The organism is Gemmatimonadaceae bacterium, assembly GCA_020846935.1.
GTDB lineage: Bacteria > Gemmatimonadota > Gemmatimonadetes > Gemmatimonadales > Gemmatimonadaceae > RBC101.
The window spans coordinates 189622-206446 of sequence record JADLCY010000002.1; the positions used below are offsets into that span (position 1 = coordinate 189622).

Consider the following 16825-nt stretch of genomic DNA (forward strand, 5'->3'; position numbering starts at 1 on the left):
CTAGTAGCGCCCCATGCGAACGCTCGCCGGCAGCGTCGTGCCGAGCCGGCGGATGGCGACCTCACGCGCGTTCATCGTCGCCATGTAGTACTGGTTGATGATGGGATCCTCGGGCGCGTCGGTGAGTGCCTGCTCGAACGTTTCGGACGCCATGTCGAGCGCGGCAAGGCGCGTGCGATACTGATCGCTGGCCTGCGACGAACTGGTGGTGTCGTGCGCCGAGAGCCACGCGGCGGCATCGTCGTAGGCGCGCTGGGCGCGCTGGAGATGGGCGAGCGCTTCGTCGGTGGACCGGAACGTCGCGCCGCCGGTATTCAGGGCCACGGGCACGACCGACGCGTCACGGATCGCGCTGTCGCTACCGGCGCCGCGAATGGCGACGGCATCGGCGAGCGAGAGACCTGCCGACCATCGGCCCGCGACCGCGCCACCGGCGAGCAGGAGTGCGATGCTCGCGACGCGCTGGGTCCAGCGGCGCGTCGGGCTGGCCGGACGGCGAGCGGCCGGGTCGGCAATCAGGTCGGCGGCATCGAGGCCGGCGCGAAGCGACTCCCACGACGTGAGCGGCGGGGCGATGCGGCGGCGCTCGTCGTTGGCCAGGGCGACGAGTCGACCCAGAGACTCCAACTCTTTCGTGCAGCTCGCGCAGCCCGCGACATGCTCGCGCTCGAACAGCGTGGGCGTGCCGTCGAGGAGCTCGGCGAGGCGTTCAACAGGCGGGTGCGGCGTGGTCATTCGAGGCGTCCGTGTCAAGGCGATCAACGAGAGGTGCGAGCAGGCGGCGCAACCGGGCGCGCGCCTTGAACAACTGCGACTTCGAGCCTCCCGTCGTGATCCCCAGTTCTCGTGCGATCTCTTCGTGCGTGAATCCTTCGATGTCGTGCATGACGAACACCGTGCGGGCCCCGGGCGAGAGCCGTGCGGTGGCGTCCTGGATCGTCTCCATGACGAACGTCCCGTCGCTCGACGGCTCCACCGATGCCGTCTCCTCCCCGAGGTCTGTTTCGATCTTCTCGAGCCGGCGCGTGCGCCGCAGCGCATTGAGCGTTCGGTTGACCGCAATGCGGTGCGCCCACGTGCCGAACTGCGACTCGCCGCGGTACGTCGGCAGGGCCCGGAAGATCTGGATCCAGACCTCCTGCGCGATGTCGGCCGCCTGATCCGCATCCCCGACCAGGCGCCTGACCACGGCATCGATGTGCGGCGCGTGCGTCGACCAAAGTCGCCGCATCGCCCGCTCATCGCCGTCGATGGCGCGCTGGATGAGATCCTGATCAGATGCCATGGCAGTCCGTCTTGTCTGTCACCCCCGCAACCAACCCGGGTTTACCTCTCCCAGGAACGTGTACCACCGGCCCGGCTGGGACAAAAACTCGCCAGTTCCGACGGCATCTTGCTTCGTCCCTGAAACGAACTGGGCCGTTTTGCTTAAGACGAGTCACATGAAGTGAGCGCGTGGAACTTGCATTTGGACAACAACCTACACCATCTTGGAATCCCCGTCACACCGCATGATCGGAACTTGGTCCGACCTTTGCTCGTCCTGACGCGTAGTACCTGGGTCCTCCCGAGTAATTGTTCTTCGTCACCCGCTTTCGACCGACGTGCTCCTACCCCTGGCAATCGCCCTCGTCACCGCTGGCAGCGCGGCCCGGTTACCGGTCCGTGCGCCCCGTGACGTCGGCATGTCAGCGGAGCGTCTGTCAAACATCGATCGAGTGGTGCGTCGGGGGTTGAGTGCCGGTGGGTATCCCGGCGCGGCCGTGGTGATCGGCCGCCGTGGTGCCGCCGTGTTCGAACGCGGCTATGGCCACCTCGGCTGGGGGTCCGGTAGCCCCGCGGTGAACGTCGACGAGACGATCTACGACCTCGCGTCGCTTACCAAGGTCGTGGGCACGACCACCGCGGCGATGATTCTGTACGACGAGGGCCGCCTCGACCTGGATGCGCCGGTGGCGTCCATCATCCCCGCGTTTGGTGGAGGCGCCAAGGATCGCGTCACGGTCCGTCAGCTCCTCACACACCATTCGGGTCTGCCGGCCGGCAAGCAGTTGTGGCGGCTCGCGCTCTCGCGTGAGCAGGCCAGGAGCATCGTGTTGTCCACGCCGCTGGCCTGCAATCCCGGGGACTGCTTCGTCTACTCGGACCTGGGCGCCGACGTCCTGGGCTGGGTCATCGAAACGATCAGCGGCCAGGGGCTCGATCAGTTCCTCGCCGAGCGCGTTTTCACGCCGCTGGGCATGGCCGACACGCGATTCAATCCAGCACCGGGACTCGTGTCGCGCATTGCGCCGACCGAGGTCAACCCGCCGCGCGGCTATCCGCTCAAGGGTGAGGTTCACGACGAAAACGCCTTCGCGCTCGGTGGCGTGGCGGGCCACGCCGGCCTGTTTTCCACGGCGTCGGACCTCGCCGTCTTTGCGACCATGATGCTCAACGGCGGCGTGTACGACGGTGTGCGCATCGTGAGCGACACCACGGTTGCGCGGTTCACGACGCGTGCAGCCGGGACGCGCGCTCTCGGATGGGACACCGCCGATGGCGATGGCGGGTCTGGCGAGTACCTGTCGCCACGTGCCTACGGGCACACCGGCTACACCGGCACCTCGCTGTGGATCGATCCCGACCGCGACATGTTCGTGGTGCTTCTCACGAACCGCGTACATGCCGCACGCGCCCGGCGCCCCGCCAAGGTCATTGCGGACGTACGCGCCGATCTCGCGGACGCGGCCGCGCTTGCCGTGGTCGAAGGCGTGGGTGAAGTGCCCGTCATGCCGGCTACCTTCCGCGCTGACCGGGCCGATGGCTGGAACCCGGCCATCCGCCGCTCGCGGCGCTCACGCTCACGCAAGCCGTCGAGCAAGGCCAAGAAGCCGATCACGTCCAGGCGCACGGTCAGCACCAGGTCGCGGCCGACTACCACCGCGAAGAAGAAGGCGCCGACCAAACGGCCCACCGCCGCGCGCGCCAAGGCACCGACGCGCAAGAGCTGAACAGCCGCGAGACCCTCGCTGCCTGAATCCCGCAGCGGGTCGCGCACGGGACAGGGCTGTCGCAGACGCAGGCAATCACCCTGGCGACGAGGGCTCCAACGGCGCTGGTCGCCGCCAGCCGCGCTCGCCGTCAGGTGGATTGCCGTGACCACGCGCATCGAGCGGGTCCGTCGGCACGCTGCGGCCCAGGCCGCCGACATGTGCGTTGCGCAATCCGTCGCTGGTGGCAATAATGGCGACCTTGGTTCTCCCTAACTGCGCTGCGCGGGTGATCGCATGACCGAAACCGAACTCAGCCGCGAGGACGATCTCCGTCAGTTGCTCACTGATGCGATCGAGGTGCAGCTCGCCGCGCTCAAGGCCGGGATCACGTTCTGGACCGAGTGGATCGAGCAAACGTCCGCCTTCGTGCAGTCAGCGACCAGGACGCTCGCGAACCTCGACACCGACGAGCCCACCAAGGACGTCATCCTCGAACTCGTCGATGCGGGCCGCGCCAACGCGCGGGCGATCACCGAGATCCCCCGGCACTCGGCCACGAAGTTCCTCGAGGAGCTGGACCGGATCACCGAAGCCCGTACGTCAGGCGGTGGTGGCGGTACGCGCTCGCGATCGGCGCGTGGTACGCGGCGCAAGCGCGCCGGACGCGCCAAGGCCTGAGCTGATCGCCGGTGGCCACCGCCGCTCCGGCCGACGCCGTCACCGCCGGTCTGGTGATGGCCGAAGGGTTCGATCGCGAACTCGAGCAGCTCAAGGCGTTCATCCAGACCTGGACCGCAGCCAGCAACGGCGAGGTCAAGCCGCTGCTCGAGTGGCAGTTCTTCGGTCGCTCCAAGTACTTCCGGCCCGTCACCTTGTTCGCCTGCCACCAGGCAGTTGCGGGCGAACCGGTGAGCGACACGCAGATCCGGGCGGCGGCGGCGGTCGAGATGGTGCACAACGTGTCGCTCATCGTCGACGACATCCTCGATCGCTCGCGCTTCCGCCGCGGCGTGCTGACCCTGCATTGTCGTTTTGGACTGCTGCCCGCGCTCATGGCCTCGGGCTATGTCACCGCTGACGCCTTCGAGCTCGTCCGCGACAATCCGTTCAACGTGCAGATCATCGGCGAGCTGTTCCGACGCCTCGCGGCCGCGGAAACGCTCCAGTGGCGCCTGCGACGCCAGCCCCTCGGCGTCGAAGACTGGCGGCTGATCGCCGGCGAGGACACCGGAAGCATGTTCGAGGCCTGCGCCTGCCTTGGCACCGGAGACTCCAGGCTCCGCGAGTTTGGACACCTGCTGGGCATGCTCTACCACGGCTGTGACGACGTCGGTGACGTCAAGGGCGCCGTCGCGTTAGGCGGCGGGGGCGAGGAGGATCTCCGCGATGGCATCCTCACCCTGCCGGTGGCCCTGGCCATCCGGGATCCGGAGGTAGCGCTCCTGTTTCGGCAGCCAACGCCGGAAGGGCTGCCAAGGCTCCTCGATGCCATGAAGGCCGCCCTGCCCCTGGCCGAGGAGTATCTCGACGGCATCGCCGCGGAGGCGGAGGCCGAGGCGCGACGCGTGGCGCGCGCGCCCGATGGCCTGATCGCCCTCGTCCGGAATACCCGTCGCCTGTCAGCGTGACGCCGCGGCGCTGAGCCGCACCTGCACCGGTCCGCGTGTGCGCGGATCCCGAAATCGCGTCGTGCGCGCCAGCCCGAGCCACTTGCGACTCACGTCGCGCATCCAGCCCGCGTGCCAACCGGGATCCTCGGCGAGCGATCCAAGCCATCCCGAGTACCAGCGGCCCACGTCGGCGAACCCGCCCAGCGGGCGAAAGCGTCCCGCCGCCAGGTCGGCCGCGAACCGGCCCGTCTCGGCAGTGACCTGCCCGGCGGCCTTGGCCCACATGCGACTCACGATGTCGAGCGGCCGCACGTCGAGTCCGCCGAACGCCGCGCCCCCCGTCTTGGCAAACGCCGCGTCCCGCATCGCCATCTCGCAGCCGCGTTCGACGACTCCCAGCCAGAAGTCGCCGAAGTGCTTGTTGCGCATCACGCTCGCCACAAAGTCGAGGTAGCACATCGCGGGATCGAAGTAGGCGCGGAAGCGCGCGTGATACGCCGACAGCGTCGCCGCGTCCGTGCGCCCACGCGCCAGCGCATCGACGATGACATCGGCGCCGATGACTGCGGACTCGGCGGCCGGTGTGATGCCCTCACCCGTCATCGGGTCCACGAAGCACCCTGCGTCTCCGATCAGGATGCCGCCGTCAAAGTAGTTCTTCCCGCCCCCGCCGTACGTCTTCACGATCCCGCCGATCGGCTTGGACGCGAGACGCATCGACGCGCAGCCGGGATGAATGCGTTGCAGCTTGCGAAGGAAAGACTGCAGCAGCGCCGGCACGCTGATCTGGTACCGATCGCGCGTCTCGGCGAGAATGCCGACGCCCACGTTGGCGCGACCATTGGACATGGGGAACATCCACCCATAGCCAGGGAAGAGGTCGCGGTCGAACACGAACGCCGCTTCGCCGTTTGCCGTCTCGATGCCTTCGACGTACGCGCGTTGCGAGATGGCCATGTACCGTGGATCGTCGTGCAGCAGCCCGAACGAGCGCGCCACGACGGAATGCACGCCGTCCGCGCCGACGACGATCGGGGCCCGAGCGATCGCGTCGGCCTCACCGTCGCGATATTGCACGCGAAGTTCGGCGCCGTCGCGTTCCACGCCGGACACATGGCACCCCTGTCGAACCTCGGCGCCAGCGCTCGCCGCCGATTCGAGGATGCGGACATCAAGCTCTTCACGCGGGATGATGTAGCCGTGCGACGGCACGTCGGTCTGCCCGGCGTAGAACGGGATGTGCTCGCGGTACGCGCTCCGGCTCCCGAGGAACAGGTTGACGTGGGTGATGGCCAGCGGGCCATGGGCTTCGAGCCGACCCAGACAGCCCATGGACTGGAGGAGGCGAAGTCCCCGGGGCTCGACGAAGTCGCCGCAGACCTTTTCCCGTGGGAAGCGCGCACGATCCAGCACGAGCACTCGCAGGCCGCGCGACGCCAGTGACCAGGCCATCACCGCACCCGCGGGTCCGCCACCGACCACCACGGTGTCGTAGCGTGAGGTGGCTGACGCCGACCGACGCCGAGCGCGCGGGGGATCAGTCACGTTCGAGCAGGAAGTCGCACGTGACCCACGGCATGCCGGCTGGCGTCTCCGAGAGGCGCGCGAGTGTGAGGCGATAGCGTGCCCCGTCGACATCGAAGCTCACGGCATCGCCGAGGTGGACTTCGCCGTGCCATTGGTCGGCGAGGCAGGGCGTGGGCCGAGGAGAGAGCAGCACGCCGGCGGCGCGCTTCTGCGGGGCGGTTGCTCGGGCCGACGAGGCGACCTCCACCGTGACGAAGTCGCGCGAGCGCGGCGTGCGGACCGCGAGCACCAGGTCGCCGATCACGGCGTAGGGCTCGGTTTCCGGCGTGTCGGACACCGTGGCGTTCCAGCGAATCGTCATCGAACCACTCGCATGCGGGCGCGGGGACACTCTCCCATTCCAATCGTGAATGCGCAAGGGGCACGCCCCGAATGGGCCCGCAGCGTGCATGTAGGTACTGACGAGTTCGCCATCAGCGACCCCATCCGCCGCTGCCCGGGTGCGGGCATGGCGCCACGCTTGACGATCATCGCCCGCATTCCTAAATAGGCGCACCGAGAGAATCGCGGGAGCGATGGATGGCGTACAACGTCAAGGTCATCAACAAGGTCGACGTCGACGTCGACGACCTTCCCACGGTGGATGCGCAGGTCATCAGCCTGCCGCCGGTCGACGTGGCAGCGATTCCGGACTTCGGCATCACCGATATCGGATCCGTCGGACCCGTCGGTCCGGTGAACCTCACCGGCGCGGTGGGCATCAGCCACCTTCCCGACGTCACGGTGCGAATCCGCGAGATCCCGTCGGTGCGCGCGCACATCCCGGCGAACTTTCGCCTGGGATTCTCCGTGCTCGGCGTGGAACTCGCGGCCCTTCACCTGTGTGGCGAAGCGCAGGTGATCACGGAGCCCTACGTCCCCACGCCGTGCGAGCGCTGCGGGCCGGCGCGACCGGCGGCGCAACCGCAACCGACACAACCCACGACCGTGGGCGCGGTCCTGCGCCTGCGCAACCCGTGAGTGCCGCCACCGCCGCCGGCGCCATCCTGCTGACCGGCTCGCCCACCAACCTGACCGCCGTCGTGCCGTTTGACGCCGGCGCCGAGCGCAGCGTGCCGGTGTCGCTCACGGTGGAGGGTGCGTCGACCATCTACCGGGGAGCGCTGCGCCCGCACGGGCGCGGACAGAGCGAGGTACGACTTCGACTCCCGGCCGACACCCCGCCCGGGCGTTACGATGGCGAAGCCACGTTCGACGGCAAGCCGCGCCGGGTGTACGTCGAGGTCGAGCCCGTCGTCCGCGTGCGCGTGCAACCGAAGCAGAGTGTGGTCAGCGGCGCCGCTGGCACGAGCGTGTCGCTCGCGCTGAACGTCGTGAACAGCGGCAACACCGGCGTCGAGATCCCGCAGATCGACGCCTTCGACCTCGACGATGCCTCGGGTCAGGATCGGGCGCTCGGCCGCGCGTTGCGCGCGCAGCTCGCGAGCGGCGAGTCACGCGTCGAGCGCTTTTTCGACGAGATGCGCGCCGACCACGGTGGCGAGGCCAGGGTGTCGGTGAAACGGGGGAGCGGCCTGCTGGCGCCCGGTGAATCCCGCGAGCTCTCGGCAAACGTCGAGTTGCCGGACACGCTGAACGCGGGACGGACCTACGAGGGCAGCTGGCTCATCGGCAATGACGCGCACCTCATCGTCGTCACCGTCCCGGTGGCGTCGCGGCCCCGGAATGGACGGACCAAGCCATGATGAAAGGCGCTCCCATTGACTCGTCCTTGCGGCGCCCCGTCGGCGGCGCGCTTGGCGCCCTGCTCGAAACGCCGCTTCGGGTCGCCGCCACGCTGACGGAGACCGCGGTCTCGCGGGCCGGGTCGTGCGGATGCGAGGTACCGCCTCCGTGCTGGGAACCCAGGCACGCCGGCACGTGCCGACTCGAGGTGCCACCGGGCGGCACCGCCACCGTCCGGGTCCACGTGGCCAACTGTGGGTGGGGTCGACAAGTCGTGGCAGTCACCGCGCTGGGCAAGCTGGCCGCGTGGCTGACGTTCACGCCGACCGCACTCGTCCTCGACCCGCAGGAAAGCGCCACCTTCCTCGTCACCGTGCACGTCCCCGACAAGGTACCGATTGGCCAGCGCCTGTCCGCACCGCTCATCGTCCGTGGCTGCAACAATCACTTTGTGCGACTCGAGGTCCTGGTGACCGACTGCGCGGGTCGCACCTGCTGCGACGTCGCGATCGACGACTGCCCGGACCACGTCCACCACTGGTACGATCACTTCTACTGCCCGCGGCCCTGCCTGAACCCGCGCCTCCCGGGCACGGTCGGTCGCGATGGCTGACAGCGCCGAACTTACCGAAGTCGCTCGTCGACTCGTTCAGGCAAACGCCAGACTGTACAAGGGCTGGCTCGATCTCTCGATGGAATACGTGCGCGGCGTCTCCGAGATCCTGGCTGGAGCGCCGCCGGGCGGGACGAGCGCGGGGTCGCCGGTGACCGAGGTCGAGGGCTCGGCGGGCGCGCTGGTCATCGAGGGTGAGGCCGGGAAGGTGGTGAAAGGGAGCTTTCTCGTCACCAACGACCTCGGGCGCGCGGTCACGTGCAGCTTTGCCGGATCCGACTTCAGGGACGCACGCGGTGCGGCCGTAGCGGCCAGGACCACCTTTTCGCCGGCAGCGGTGACGCTCGCACCTGGCGAGGAGCAAGTGGTGGAAGTCGAAGTCGCGGTCGACGACGCGTTCGCGGCCGGCGTCGGGTACGCGGGCGAAGTCACCATCAAGGGACTCGATGGGATGGCTGTGCCGATCGTCGTGCGTCGCCTCCATCCGGTCGATGACGCGCGCGACGCGACCCCTGATGCAGCCGGAACCACGAAGGAGTCCGGCGCGTCGCGCGCGTCTGGACAGCCGCGCGGGCGCAAGCGCGCCCGCACGCGCAACCCGAAGTGAACTGGCGAGCACGGGCGCCAGGCACGGCGCTCGTGCTCAAGTGAGGACCGGCAGCCTCCTGATCTTTTCCTGCCACTCCTGCGGCCCCGTCTCGTGGACGTTGTTCCCGGCCGCGTCGACGGCGACGGTGACGGGCATCTCGTCGACGTCAAACTCGTAGATCGCCTCCATCCCGAGGTCACCGAAGGCCACGACGCGCGCGGCGCGGATCGCCTTGGATACCAGGTAGGCAGCGCCGCCCACCGCCATCAGATAGGCGGCCCTGTGCTTGCGAATGGCCTCGAGGCCGGTCGGTCCGCGCTCGGCCTTGCCGATCATGGCGACCAGCCCGGTGCGGGCGAGCATCATCTCGGTGAACGAGTCCATGCGCGTCGCGGTCGTGGGGCCGGCGGGTCCGACGGCTTCGTCGCGCACCGGATCGACGGGGCCGACGTAGTAGATCACGCGATTGGTGAAGTCGACCCCTTCGGGCAGTCCTTCGCCCTTCGCGTAGAGGTCGGCGATGCGCTTGTGCGCTGCGTCGCGCCCTGTGAGCAACTTGCCGCTGAGCAGCAAACGGTCACCAGCCTTCCACGTCGCGACGATCTCCGGCGTGAGCGCGTTGAGGTCGACGCGTTTGGCGTTGACGTCAGGACGCCAGGTGACGTCGGGCCAGTCGGAGAGCCTGGGGATCGGCAGCCGGGCCACGCCGGAACCGTCGAGCGTGAAGTGGGCATGCCGCGTGGCGGCGCAATTCGGGATCATCGCGATCGGCTTCGACGCCGCGTGCGTCGGGTAGTCGAAGATCTTCACGTCCAGCACGGTGGAGAGTCCGCCGAGTCCCTGGGCGCCGATGCCTAACGCATTCACCTTGTCGTGCAGCTCGATGCGCAGTTCCTCGATGCGGTTCTGCGGCCCGCGGGCCTTGAGCTGTGCCATGTCGATGTGCTCCATGAGCGATTCCTTCGCCATCAGCATGGCCTTTTCGGCCGAACCACCGATGCCGATGCCGAGCATGCCGGGCGGGCACCAGCCCGCACCCATGAGCGGCACCGTCCTGAGGACCCAGTCGACGATGGAGTCGCCGGGATTGAGCATCGCGAACTTGGACTTGTTCTCGGAACCGCCTCCCTTGGCGGCGAGCTTGACCTCGACCGTGTCGCCGGCGACGAGCTCGGTGTGCACGACGGCCGGTGTGTTGTCGCGGGTGTTCTTCCGGGAGAAAGCCGGATCGGCGACGATCGACGCGCGCAGCACGTTCTCGGGCAATAGATACGCGCGGCGCACACCCTCGTCGACCATCTCCTGGATGGACATGGTGGCGTCCCACCGCACGTTCATCCCGACCTTCAGGAAGACCACCACGATCCCGGTGTCCTGGCAGATCGGGCGGTGCCCCTCGGCACACATTCGCGAGTTGGTGAGGATCTGCGCGATGGCGTCCCGGGCCGCGGGGCTCTGTTCGCGCTCGTACGCCTGGGCCAGCGCCTCGATGTAGTCGAGGGGGTGGTAGTACGAGATGTGCTGGAGGGCGTCGGCGATCGACTGGATGAAGTCGGCCTGCGTGATGGTCGGCATGGTGGGAAGGTATCGAGGCGGATGGAGGATGGGCGGGTGTGCGGGTGGCCAGATGGGCACAGGGGGGCCGATGGATGGGCGGCTCGAGGGGGAGCCGGGACTGGTCCGTCTCAGGTAGTGGGGCGTTGGTCGTCGTGGGAGGGAACCAACCGGCTCGGTTGCGTGAACCCTGGGCGGCGATGCGGGTTGGTATGGGCGTGGGCGTCGCTTGCCGCGCACGTGCGACGCCCACGATCTTGAGCCGGTCGCATATGAGAGGACTCCCCGTGTTTGAACCCGACCTTCCGGCGCCGCATTCGGCGCCCCCCCGTGTTGACGATGCCGTCGATCAGGCCGCGCCCGGGGATCCCGCCGACAGTGCCCTCTCGCCCGATCAGGTGCGCCTCGCCCTGCGGCGTGTGAAGGACCCGGAGATCAACATGAACATCGTCGACCTCGGGCTCATCTACGACATCGTCGTGGAAGGGAGCGACGTCCGCGTCGACATGAGCCTGACGTCGCCTGGCTGTCCCTCCGGCCCCGAGATCATGGGTGAAGCGCAGCGGCAGGTCGAGACCATCGACGGCATCGGGTCGGCAACGATCAACCTCGTGTGGTCTCCGCCGTGGACGCCGGATCGGATCGAGCCACGGGTGCGCGCCTACCTCGGCTTTTGATGCAACGCTGCGGGCCGGCCAGGTTCCGGGAATGCGGCCCCGCATCCGGACCTTCGCAAGTCTGGCTGCGGCCCCGCAGGCACCGCACCCCTGCGACTGCGGGTACCGGCGTCGGTCCGCTGATCGGCACCGCCGAGTCGTACTGATGCGTATGAAGGCACCGGCCGGCGGACCGAGCCTGGCACCGACCCTCGAACCTGACGACATAGCGACATGAGAAGCCTGCCCGAGGTCTGGATGCATGTGGCCCAGCTCGTGATGGCCTTTCTGCTCGCGTTGCCGATCGCCTGGGACCGCGAGCGTCACGAGCGTAGCGCCGGGCTGCGCACGTTCACGCTCGTCGCGATCTCGACGTGTGCCTTCCTGATCGCGGCGCGGACCGCGTTCGAGCCATCGAACGAGGCGCAGTCACGGGTGTGGCAGGGTCTGCTCACCGGCATCGGATTCATCGGCAGCGGCGCCATCCTCAAGACCGGCACCAACGTGCGCGGAACGGCCACCGCGGCGAGTATCTGGAGCACGGCGGCCGTGGGGGCCGCGGTGGCGTATCACCAGTACGACATCGCGGTGTTGCTGAGCGCGGCGGTCTTTGCGGTTCTTCGCTGGCTCGCACCCTTCAAGTCGAGCGGCGCCGAGGGAGCCTTTGAAGGTGATCGCCGAGTGGGCGCGGCCGATCGTCGCGCTACCAGCTCACGCGTTTCGCAGCACTCTCCTGACCCGAGCGATCGATCGCACTGACGGTGACATACGCCGGCATGGCACCGTCCACGCCGTTCGCCAGTCGCACCATCGTCGTTGACGCGTCGGCGATCCAGACGCTCCACGCATCGGCGTAGCGCGCCCGCACGACCCACCAGCGCGCGTCGCTGACATGATCGCGCGGTGGGGTCGGGCGCGTGGTTCGCGTTGCATCGCCCGTCGCTGGCGGTGCAGGCACGGCCGCCGTGCTGAAAACCGACGGCTCGATGGTCAACTGGATGCCGTCCGCGGTGGAGTCAACGCGGATCGCTGGAACGGCCGACTCACCCGACGAAAGCCATGGCGATGCGGGGATCAGCGCTGGCTCGGCATAGACCCCGGCCGTCATGCGGTCGACCAGCGCATCGGTGTTCGCCACGAAGGCGTTCAACGGGAAATGCACATTGCCACTGAGCGCACCGAGCTGCCGACGCGTCTCCTGTACCTGGTCGATGATCTCGCTCACCGGCCAGGTGACGTTCCGGCGCGCCGATGCACGCCCGGTGTAGTTCCCCGGCCAGACGTGACGCGCCAGGAGATTCTCGCCGCGCCACCACGCCAGCAGGTCGCCGTAGGGCTGCTGCGGCGCGCCGAGTTTCCAGTAGAGCTGGGGCGTGAAGTAGTCGATCCACCCCTTGTTGAGCCAGAGCCGAGCGTCAGCGTAGAGCTCCTCGTACTGATCGAAGCCACTCACCGTTTCGGGATACCCGGGACGCCAGATGCCGAATGGCGAGATGCCCACCTTCACCCACGGCTTGGTGGCCTTCACCTTCTCGTAGATCTCGCCGACGAGTCCGTCAACGTTGGCACGCCGCCAGTCGTCGCGCGCGAGCGTTCCGCCACGACGCTGGTACGCGCGATACGACGCATCGTCGGGAAACGGGATCCGGCGACCGCGACGGGTGCGCTCGGGATACGGGTAGAAGTAGTCGTCCATGTGCACGCCATCCACGTCGTAACGCTGCACGACGTCGAGGATCACGTTCACCGTTCGCTGCCGCACGGCGGGTACCCCGGGATCCATCCACTGCATGGTGCCGTAGCGACGGTTCCACGTGGGGTGAGCGCGACTCACGTGCGACGGTGCGGCACGTGGGCTCTTGTCTGATGGGTGTCGTGAACGATAGGGGTTGAACCACGCGTGGAGTTCCATCCCTCGAGCGTGCGACTCGGCGATCGCCCAGCGCAGGGGATCCCACGAGGGTGCGGGCGCCCGACCCTGGACTCCGGTGAGATAGTACGACCACGGCTCCAGCTTCGAGGCATACAGCGCGTCAGCGGACGGCCGCACCTGGAAGATGATCGCGTTGAGTCGGGCGCGCGCAGCCGCGTCGAGCAGCACGCGCAGTTCGGCCTTCATGGAGTCGACGGACAGGCCCGGACGGGATGGCCAGTCGATGTTGGACACCGTCGCGAGCCACGCCGCGCGGAACTCCCGCATCACGGGCGGTGCGATCGTGTCTGCCTCTCCCGCTGCGCGCGCGTAGCGCTGACCCTGCGTCCATTCCTGAGCGCGTGCACCCGTCGCGCCGGTGAGCACGAGGAGGAACAGGACGAGACGGATGTGGCCTGGGAGGCTGATGCGGCAGCGACACCAGCTCCGGATCGTTGCCGCGTCAGGCATCACGGTAGGGAGAGTCGCTGGCGGGCTGCGGGCGCGTACCGTTGCCGGCGGCGCGCAGGGCCTTCACGAACTCCTCTCCCAGTTCCTCGACTTGCCAGCGCCGCAGCTCGTGAATCGACGACAGGTCTTCCACACGCGTCGGCCTGGCGCGCACGACGGCCTCCAGACGATCGCGGGCACACAACACGCCGGGATCCATCTCAAGCCGCACGGCGGCCGCATCGCGAACCGTCTTGAGGCGGGCGACCTTGTCGTCAAAGTCGGGATCGCGATCCCAGCGTGGCGCGCGCGGGAACCGCGGCAGCTCGGCCTCGGGAACCGCGTTGCCCCGCAGCACGGCCTCCACGATGTCTCGACCGCGCTGCTCGACGAGCCTGGCATTGAGCCCCTTCACCGCCCCGACCTCGGCCGGGCGCGCGGGGTTGCGGCGCGAAAGTTCCAGCAGTGCCTCGTTTGTCACGACACGAAAAGTGCTGCGGTCCTGCGACCGGGCCACGTCGTCGCGCCAGGTCACCAACTCGCGCAAGCGCGCGAGTTCGCGCCGACCCAGATCCCGCGCGCCCTTGAGCCTGAGGAACGTCGTGGACGGATCGTCCGCGTCCCACTGGGTCCCCTCGAGCCGCTTGAACTCCTCCTGCGCCCAGTGCCAGCGACGCTTCTTCTCGAGCGCAGCGCGCATGCGCTGGCTCAGGTCGATGAGGTGGAGCGTGTCCTGTGCCGCGTAGTCGAGCATGTCGGTGGTCAGCGGTCGCATCGACCAGTCGGCGCGCTGGTGCTTCTTGTCGAGCTTGACCCCGAAGTTCTGCTCGAGGAGTGCCGCCAGACCGAACGCCTTGATACCAAGGAGCTGGGCGGCAACACGCGTGTCGAAGATGTTCGTGACGCGCCAGCCATAGTCCTGGTGCAGGAGCCGAAGGTCGTAGTCGGCATCGTGAAACACGACCTCGACCGCCGGATCTTCGAGCAGAGCGCCGAGCCTTCCGAGATCGCTGACCTTGAGCGGGTCGATGATGGCGTGCTGCGCCGCGGTCGACAGCTGCAGCAGGTAGATCCGGTCAACGAAGCGGTGATAGCTCGCGCCTTCGGTGTCCACGGCCACGGTCCGCGCGGAGGCAATCTCCCCCAGAAAGCCCGTGGCTGCGGAGGCAGTATCGAGGTAGCGGGCGGCGGGACTGGTCGAGGGCACGGCGTCAGGCGAGGGGCGAAGTTCGACAATCTAGTCGGAGTGTCCCGCACCGCGGTCGTGAAAGAAAACTCACGACGACTGTCGACCCTTGCCCTCGCTCAGCCCCACTCCAAGTTCTGACGCCGCACGCCACACCAACTCTTCTCCCCCTCCGCACCACCGTGATCGCCTGGCTCGAGGGTCGATCGGTCGGCTTCGATGACGTGGGATCGGGACCCCCGATCGTGTTCCTGCATGGCTTCCCGCATCGGCGCACGCTGTGGGCGCCTCAACTGGGCGCGCTCGTGGACCGCGCGCGCTGCATCGCTCCCGACCTTCGAGGCTTTGGTGAGTCGGCCGCCGCGGAGCCGTATTCGATGGACCGCTACGCCGACGACGTGGCCGCGCTGCTTGACCACCTGCGCGTAGAGCGCGCGATTGTCTGCGGCCTTTCGATGGGCGGATATGTGGCCCTCGCGATGTGGCGGCGGCACGCCGAGCGTATCCGGGGGCTCGTACTCATGGACACGCGCGCCGGTGCCGACACCGCCGAGGGCGTGCAGAAGCGCCACGAGATGATCGCGCTGGCCCGCGCACGCGGCAGCAGTGCCGTGGCCGATGCCATGATTGCCGGCATGGTCGGCAAGAGCACACGAGAACGGTGTCCCGAGGTCGTGGACTCGATGCATGCGATGCTGGAGAGCGCCCCCGTGGACGGCATCGTGGGCGCGCTCACGGCGCTCATGACGCGACCAGATTCGTCCGCGACGCTGGCCACGATCACGGTCCCCACGCTCGTGATCGTGGGCGCGGAGGACGCGCTGACGCCGGTGAAGGAGGCCGAGTTCCTCCAGCGAGGCATTGTCGGCAGTCGGCTCGAGGTCATCCAGCTGGCGGGGCACGTGGCATCCTTCGAGCGCTCAGGCGCGGTGAACCACGTGCTGTCGGAGTTTCTCGCCGCGATGAACCTGGAGTAGCCGCCACCTGCCCCTGCGGGGTACCGACATCCGGTGATGGGCTCCGCGCCCGGGGATCTACTCGACGATGTATCCCAGAAGCTCAGGCCATGATCGCGCCACAAACTCGCCAGTCGATGGACCTGAATCGCGAATCGCGTCAAGGCGCACCGCGCGCATCCCCATCGCGAGCGCGCCGCGGACATCCGTCCGCTCGATATCCCCGACGTGCAGGGTCTCGGCGGGCTCGACACCAAGGGCGTCGAGTGCGGCCTGGAAGATCTCGTGGCGAGGCTTGGCCAGCCCGACGTCCATCGAGTAGATCGTCGCGACAAAGTGATCGCGCAGTCCGTCGGTGCGGAGCAGTTGATCCTGCGCAGTCCCGCTCGCGAACCCGGTATCGGAGACGATGGCCAGCGAGAAGCGCGCCGCGAGGGCCTCAATCCCCGCCTTCGCGCCAGGGAGGAGCGGTGGCGGGAAGTCGATCAGGGTCTTGTCGACCACGGACGCGGCGTGAGCCACGTGTTCGCAGTCAGCCGGCCGTTCAATCGAGAGTTTGCCGAGGATCCAGCGAATGCGGTCGGCGGTGTGGTAGCCGCGCTGCTCGTCGCGCCACCAGCGGTTGGCGACCTGCGCGGACTCGTGATACAGCGCGTCGAACTCCTCACGCGGCACCGTGGTGCCCAGGGCCGCGAGCATGTGCACCAGCGCCTCCTGCCGACGCTCAACGCGTTCGGGTGCGGAGGCGCCGATGTAGATCGTGTCCCAGTAGTCGAGCGTGATGGCGCGGAGCAAGGCTACCGCTGTGGCCGGCCCGGAGGGGGATCGTTCTTGAAGACGTTGCGGTTGATCTGGATGTACTCGCGCTGGGCGGCGGGAACGTCCTCTTCGGGGAAGATCGCGGTGACGGGGCACTCGGGCTCACATGCGCCGCAGTCAATGCACTCGTCGGGATGGATATAGAGCTGCTCGGGCCCCTCGTAGATGCAGTCGACGGGGCACACGTCGACGCAGGAGCGGTCCTTGGTGTCCTTGCAGGCTTCGGTAATGACGTAAGGCATGGCCGTAGGGA

19 protein-coding genes are annotated in these 16825 nt (G+C 68.1%); 10 read left to right on the forward strand and 9 right to left on the reverse strand.

Features of this window, described 5'->3' with window-relative positions; translation table 11 throughout:
• Positions 1 to 735: a hypothetical protein gene (locus IT361_04770; GenBank protein ID MCC6316986.1), complete on the reverse strand. Its 735-nt coding sequence runs from the start codon at positions 733 to 735 to the stop codon at positions 1 to 3.
• On the reverse strand, positions 710 to 1285 hold the full coding sequence (locus IT361_04775) for a sigma-70 family RNA polymerase sigma factor (GenBank protein ID MCC6316987.1): 576 nt from the start codon (positions 1283 to 1285) through the stop codon (positions 710 to 712). Before IT361_04775 ends, IT361_04770 begins: the two co-directional genes overlap by 26 nt.
• 319 nt (positions 1286 to 1604) lie before the next feature.
• Here IT361_04775 and IT361_04780 point away from each other — a divergent pair, with 319 nt between their 5' ends.
• The 3 genes from IT361_04780 to IT361_04790 all read left to right on the forward strand — a co-directional run bounded on the left by IT361_04780 (position 1605) and on the right by IT361_04790 (position 4603).
• Positions 1605 to 2993, forward strand: a complete 1389-nt coding sequence (locus IT361_04780) for a serine hydrolase (protein ID MCC6316988.1) — start codon at positions 1605 to 1607, stop codon at positions 2991 to 2993.
• 276 nt (positions 2994 to 3269) lie between these two features.
• Positions 3270 to 3653 (forward strand): hypothetical protein, encoded by a 384-nt coding sequence (locus IT361_04785; GenBank protein ID MCC6316989.1) that lies wholly within the window; start codon positions 3270 to 3272, stop codon positions 3651 to 3653.
• A gap of 11 nt (positions 3654 to 3664) precedes the next feature.
• Positions 3665 to 4603 carry a polyprenyl synthetase family protein gene (locus IT361_04790; GenBank protein MCC6316990.1) on the forward strand — a complete coding sequence of 313 codons (939 nt, stop codon included), beginning with the start codon at positions 3665 to 3667 and terminating at the stop codon, positions 4601 to 4603.
• Here the strand turns inward: IT361_04790 and IT361_04795 are convergent.
• Positions 4595 to 6130, reverse strand: a complete 1536-nt coding sequence (locus IT361_04795) for an NAD(P)/FAD-dependent oxidoreductase (protein MCC6316991.1) — start codon at positions 6128 to 6130, stop codon at positions 4595 to 4597. The genes IT361_04790 and IT361_04795 overlap by 9 nt on opposite strands.
• Positions 6123 to 6473 carry a hypothetical protein gene (locus IT361_04800; GenBank protein ID MCC6316992.1) on the reverse strand — a complete coding sequence of 117 codons (351 nt, stop codon included), beginning with the start codon at positions 6471 to 6473 and terminating at the stop codon, positions 6123 to 6125. Before IT361_04800 ends, IT361_04795 begins: the two co-directional genes overlap by 8 nt.
• Positions 6474 to 6691: 218 nt before the next feature.
• Between IT361_04800 and IT361_04805 the strand changes: the two genes are divergently transcribed.
• The 4 genes from IT361_04805 to IT361_04820 are packed head-to-tail and all read left to right on the forward strand — an operon-like array spanning position 6692 to position 9057.
• Positions 6692 to 7132 carry a hypothetical protein gene (locus IT361_04805; protein MCC6316993.1) on the forward strand — a complete coding sequence of 147 codons (441 nt, stop codon included), beginning with the start codon at positions 6692 to 6694 and terminating at the stop codon, positions 7130 to 7132.
• Positions 7129 to 7857: a hypothetical protein gene (locus IT361_04810; protein MCC6316994.1), complete on the forward strand. Its 729-nt coding sequence runs from the start codon at positions 7129 to 7131 to the stop codon at positions 7855 to 7857. The genes IT361_04805 and IT361_04810 overlap by 4 nt, the downstream gene beginning before the upstream one ends.
• Positions 7858 to 7883: 26 nt before the next feature.
• Positions 7884 to 8450, forward strand: coding sequence for a hypothetical protein (locus IT361_04815; protein ID MCC6316995.1), 567 nt, complete (start codon positions 7884 to 7886; stop codon positions 8448 to 8450).
• Positions 8443 to 9057: a hypothetical protein gene (locus IT361_04820; protein ID MCC6316996.1), complete on the forward strand. Its 615-nt coding sequence runs from the start codon at positions 8443 to 8445 to the stop codon at positions 9055 to 9057. Before IT361_04815 ends, IT361_04820 begins: the two co-directional genes overlap by 8 nt.
• 36 nt (positions 9058 to 9093) lie before the next feature.
• Here IT361_04820 and IT361_04825 read toward each other — a convergent pair whose 3' ends face one another.
• Positions 9094 to 10614, reverse strand: coding sequence for a fumarate hydratase (locus IT361_04825; GenBank protein MCC6316997.1), 1521 nt, complete (start codon positions 10612 to 10614; stop codon positions 9094 to 9096).
• A 251-nt stretch (positions 10615 to 10865) separates the two neighbouring features.
• Between IT361_04825 and IT361_04830 the strand changes: the two genes are divergently transcribed.
• Positions 10866 to 11270: a metal-sulfur cluster assembly factor gene (locus tag IT361_04830; protein MCC6316998.1), complete on the forward strand. Its 405-nt coding sequence runs from the start codon at positions 10866 to 10868 to the stop codon at positions 11268 to 11270.
• A gap of 213 nt (positions 11271 to 11483) precedes the next feature.
• On the forward strand, positions 11484 to 12008 hold the full coding sequence (locus tag IT361_04835) for an MgtC/SapB family protein (protein MCC6316999.1): 525 nt from the start codon (positions 11484 to 11486) through the stop codon (positions 12006 to 12008).
• On the opposite strand, the gene IT361_04840 is transcribed toward IT361_04835, so the two are convergent.
• Positions 11953 to 13632: a family 10 glycosylhydrolase gene (locus tag IT361_04840; GenBank protein ID MCC6317000.1), complete on the reverse strand. Its 1680-nt coding sequence runs from the start codon at positions 13630 to 13632 to the stop codon at positions 11953 to 11955. The genes IT361_04835 and IT361_04840 overlap by 56 nt on opposite strands.
• Complete coding sequence (locus tag IT361_04845) at positions 13625 to 14818, reverse strand: ribonuclease D (GenBank protein ID MCC6317001.1); 1194 nt, start codon at positions 14816 to 14818, stop codon at positions 13625 to 13627. The genes IT361_04840 and IT361_04845 overlap by 8 nt, the downstream gene beginning before the upstream one ends.
• A gap of 161 nt (positions 14819 to 14979) precedes the next feature.
• On the opposite strand from IT361_04845, the gene IT361_04850 reads away from it, so the two are divergent.
• A complete protein-coding gene (locus tag IT361_04850) occupies positions 14980 to 15774 on the forward strand; it encodes an alpha/beta fold hydrolase (protein MCC6317002.1) in 795 nt (264 codons plus the stop codon).
• Between the two features lie 57 nt (positions 15775 to 15831).
• Here the strand turns inward: IT361_04850 and IT361_04855 are convergent, their stop codons facing one another.
• Together IT361_04855 and IT361_04860 are read right to left on the reverse strand one after the other, a co-directional pair.
• The gene (locus IT361_04855; GenBank protein MCC6317003.1) at positions 15832 to 16548 is read right to left on the reverse strand and encodes an HAD family hydrolase; all 717 of its coding nucleotides are present in this window, start codon (positions 16546 to 16548) and stop codon (positions 15832 to 15834) included.
• A gap of 2 nt (positions 16549 to 16550) precedes the next feature.
• Positions 16551 to 16814, reverse strand: coding sequence for a ferredoxin family protein (locus IT361_04860; GenBank protein ID MCC6317004.1), 264 nt, complete (start codon positions 16812 to 16814; stop codon positions 16551 to 16553).
• Positions 16815 to 16825: the final 11 nt, after the last annotated feature.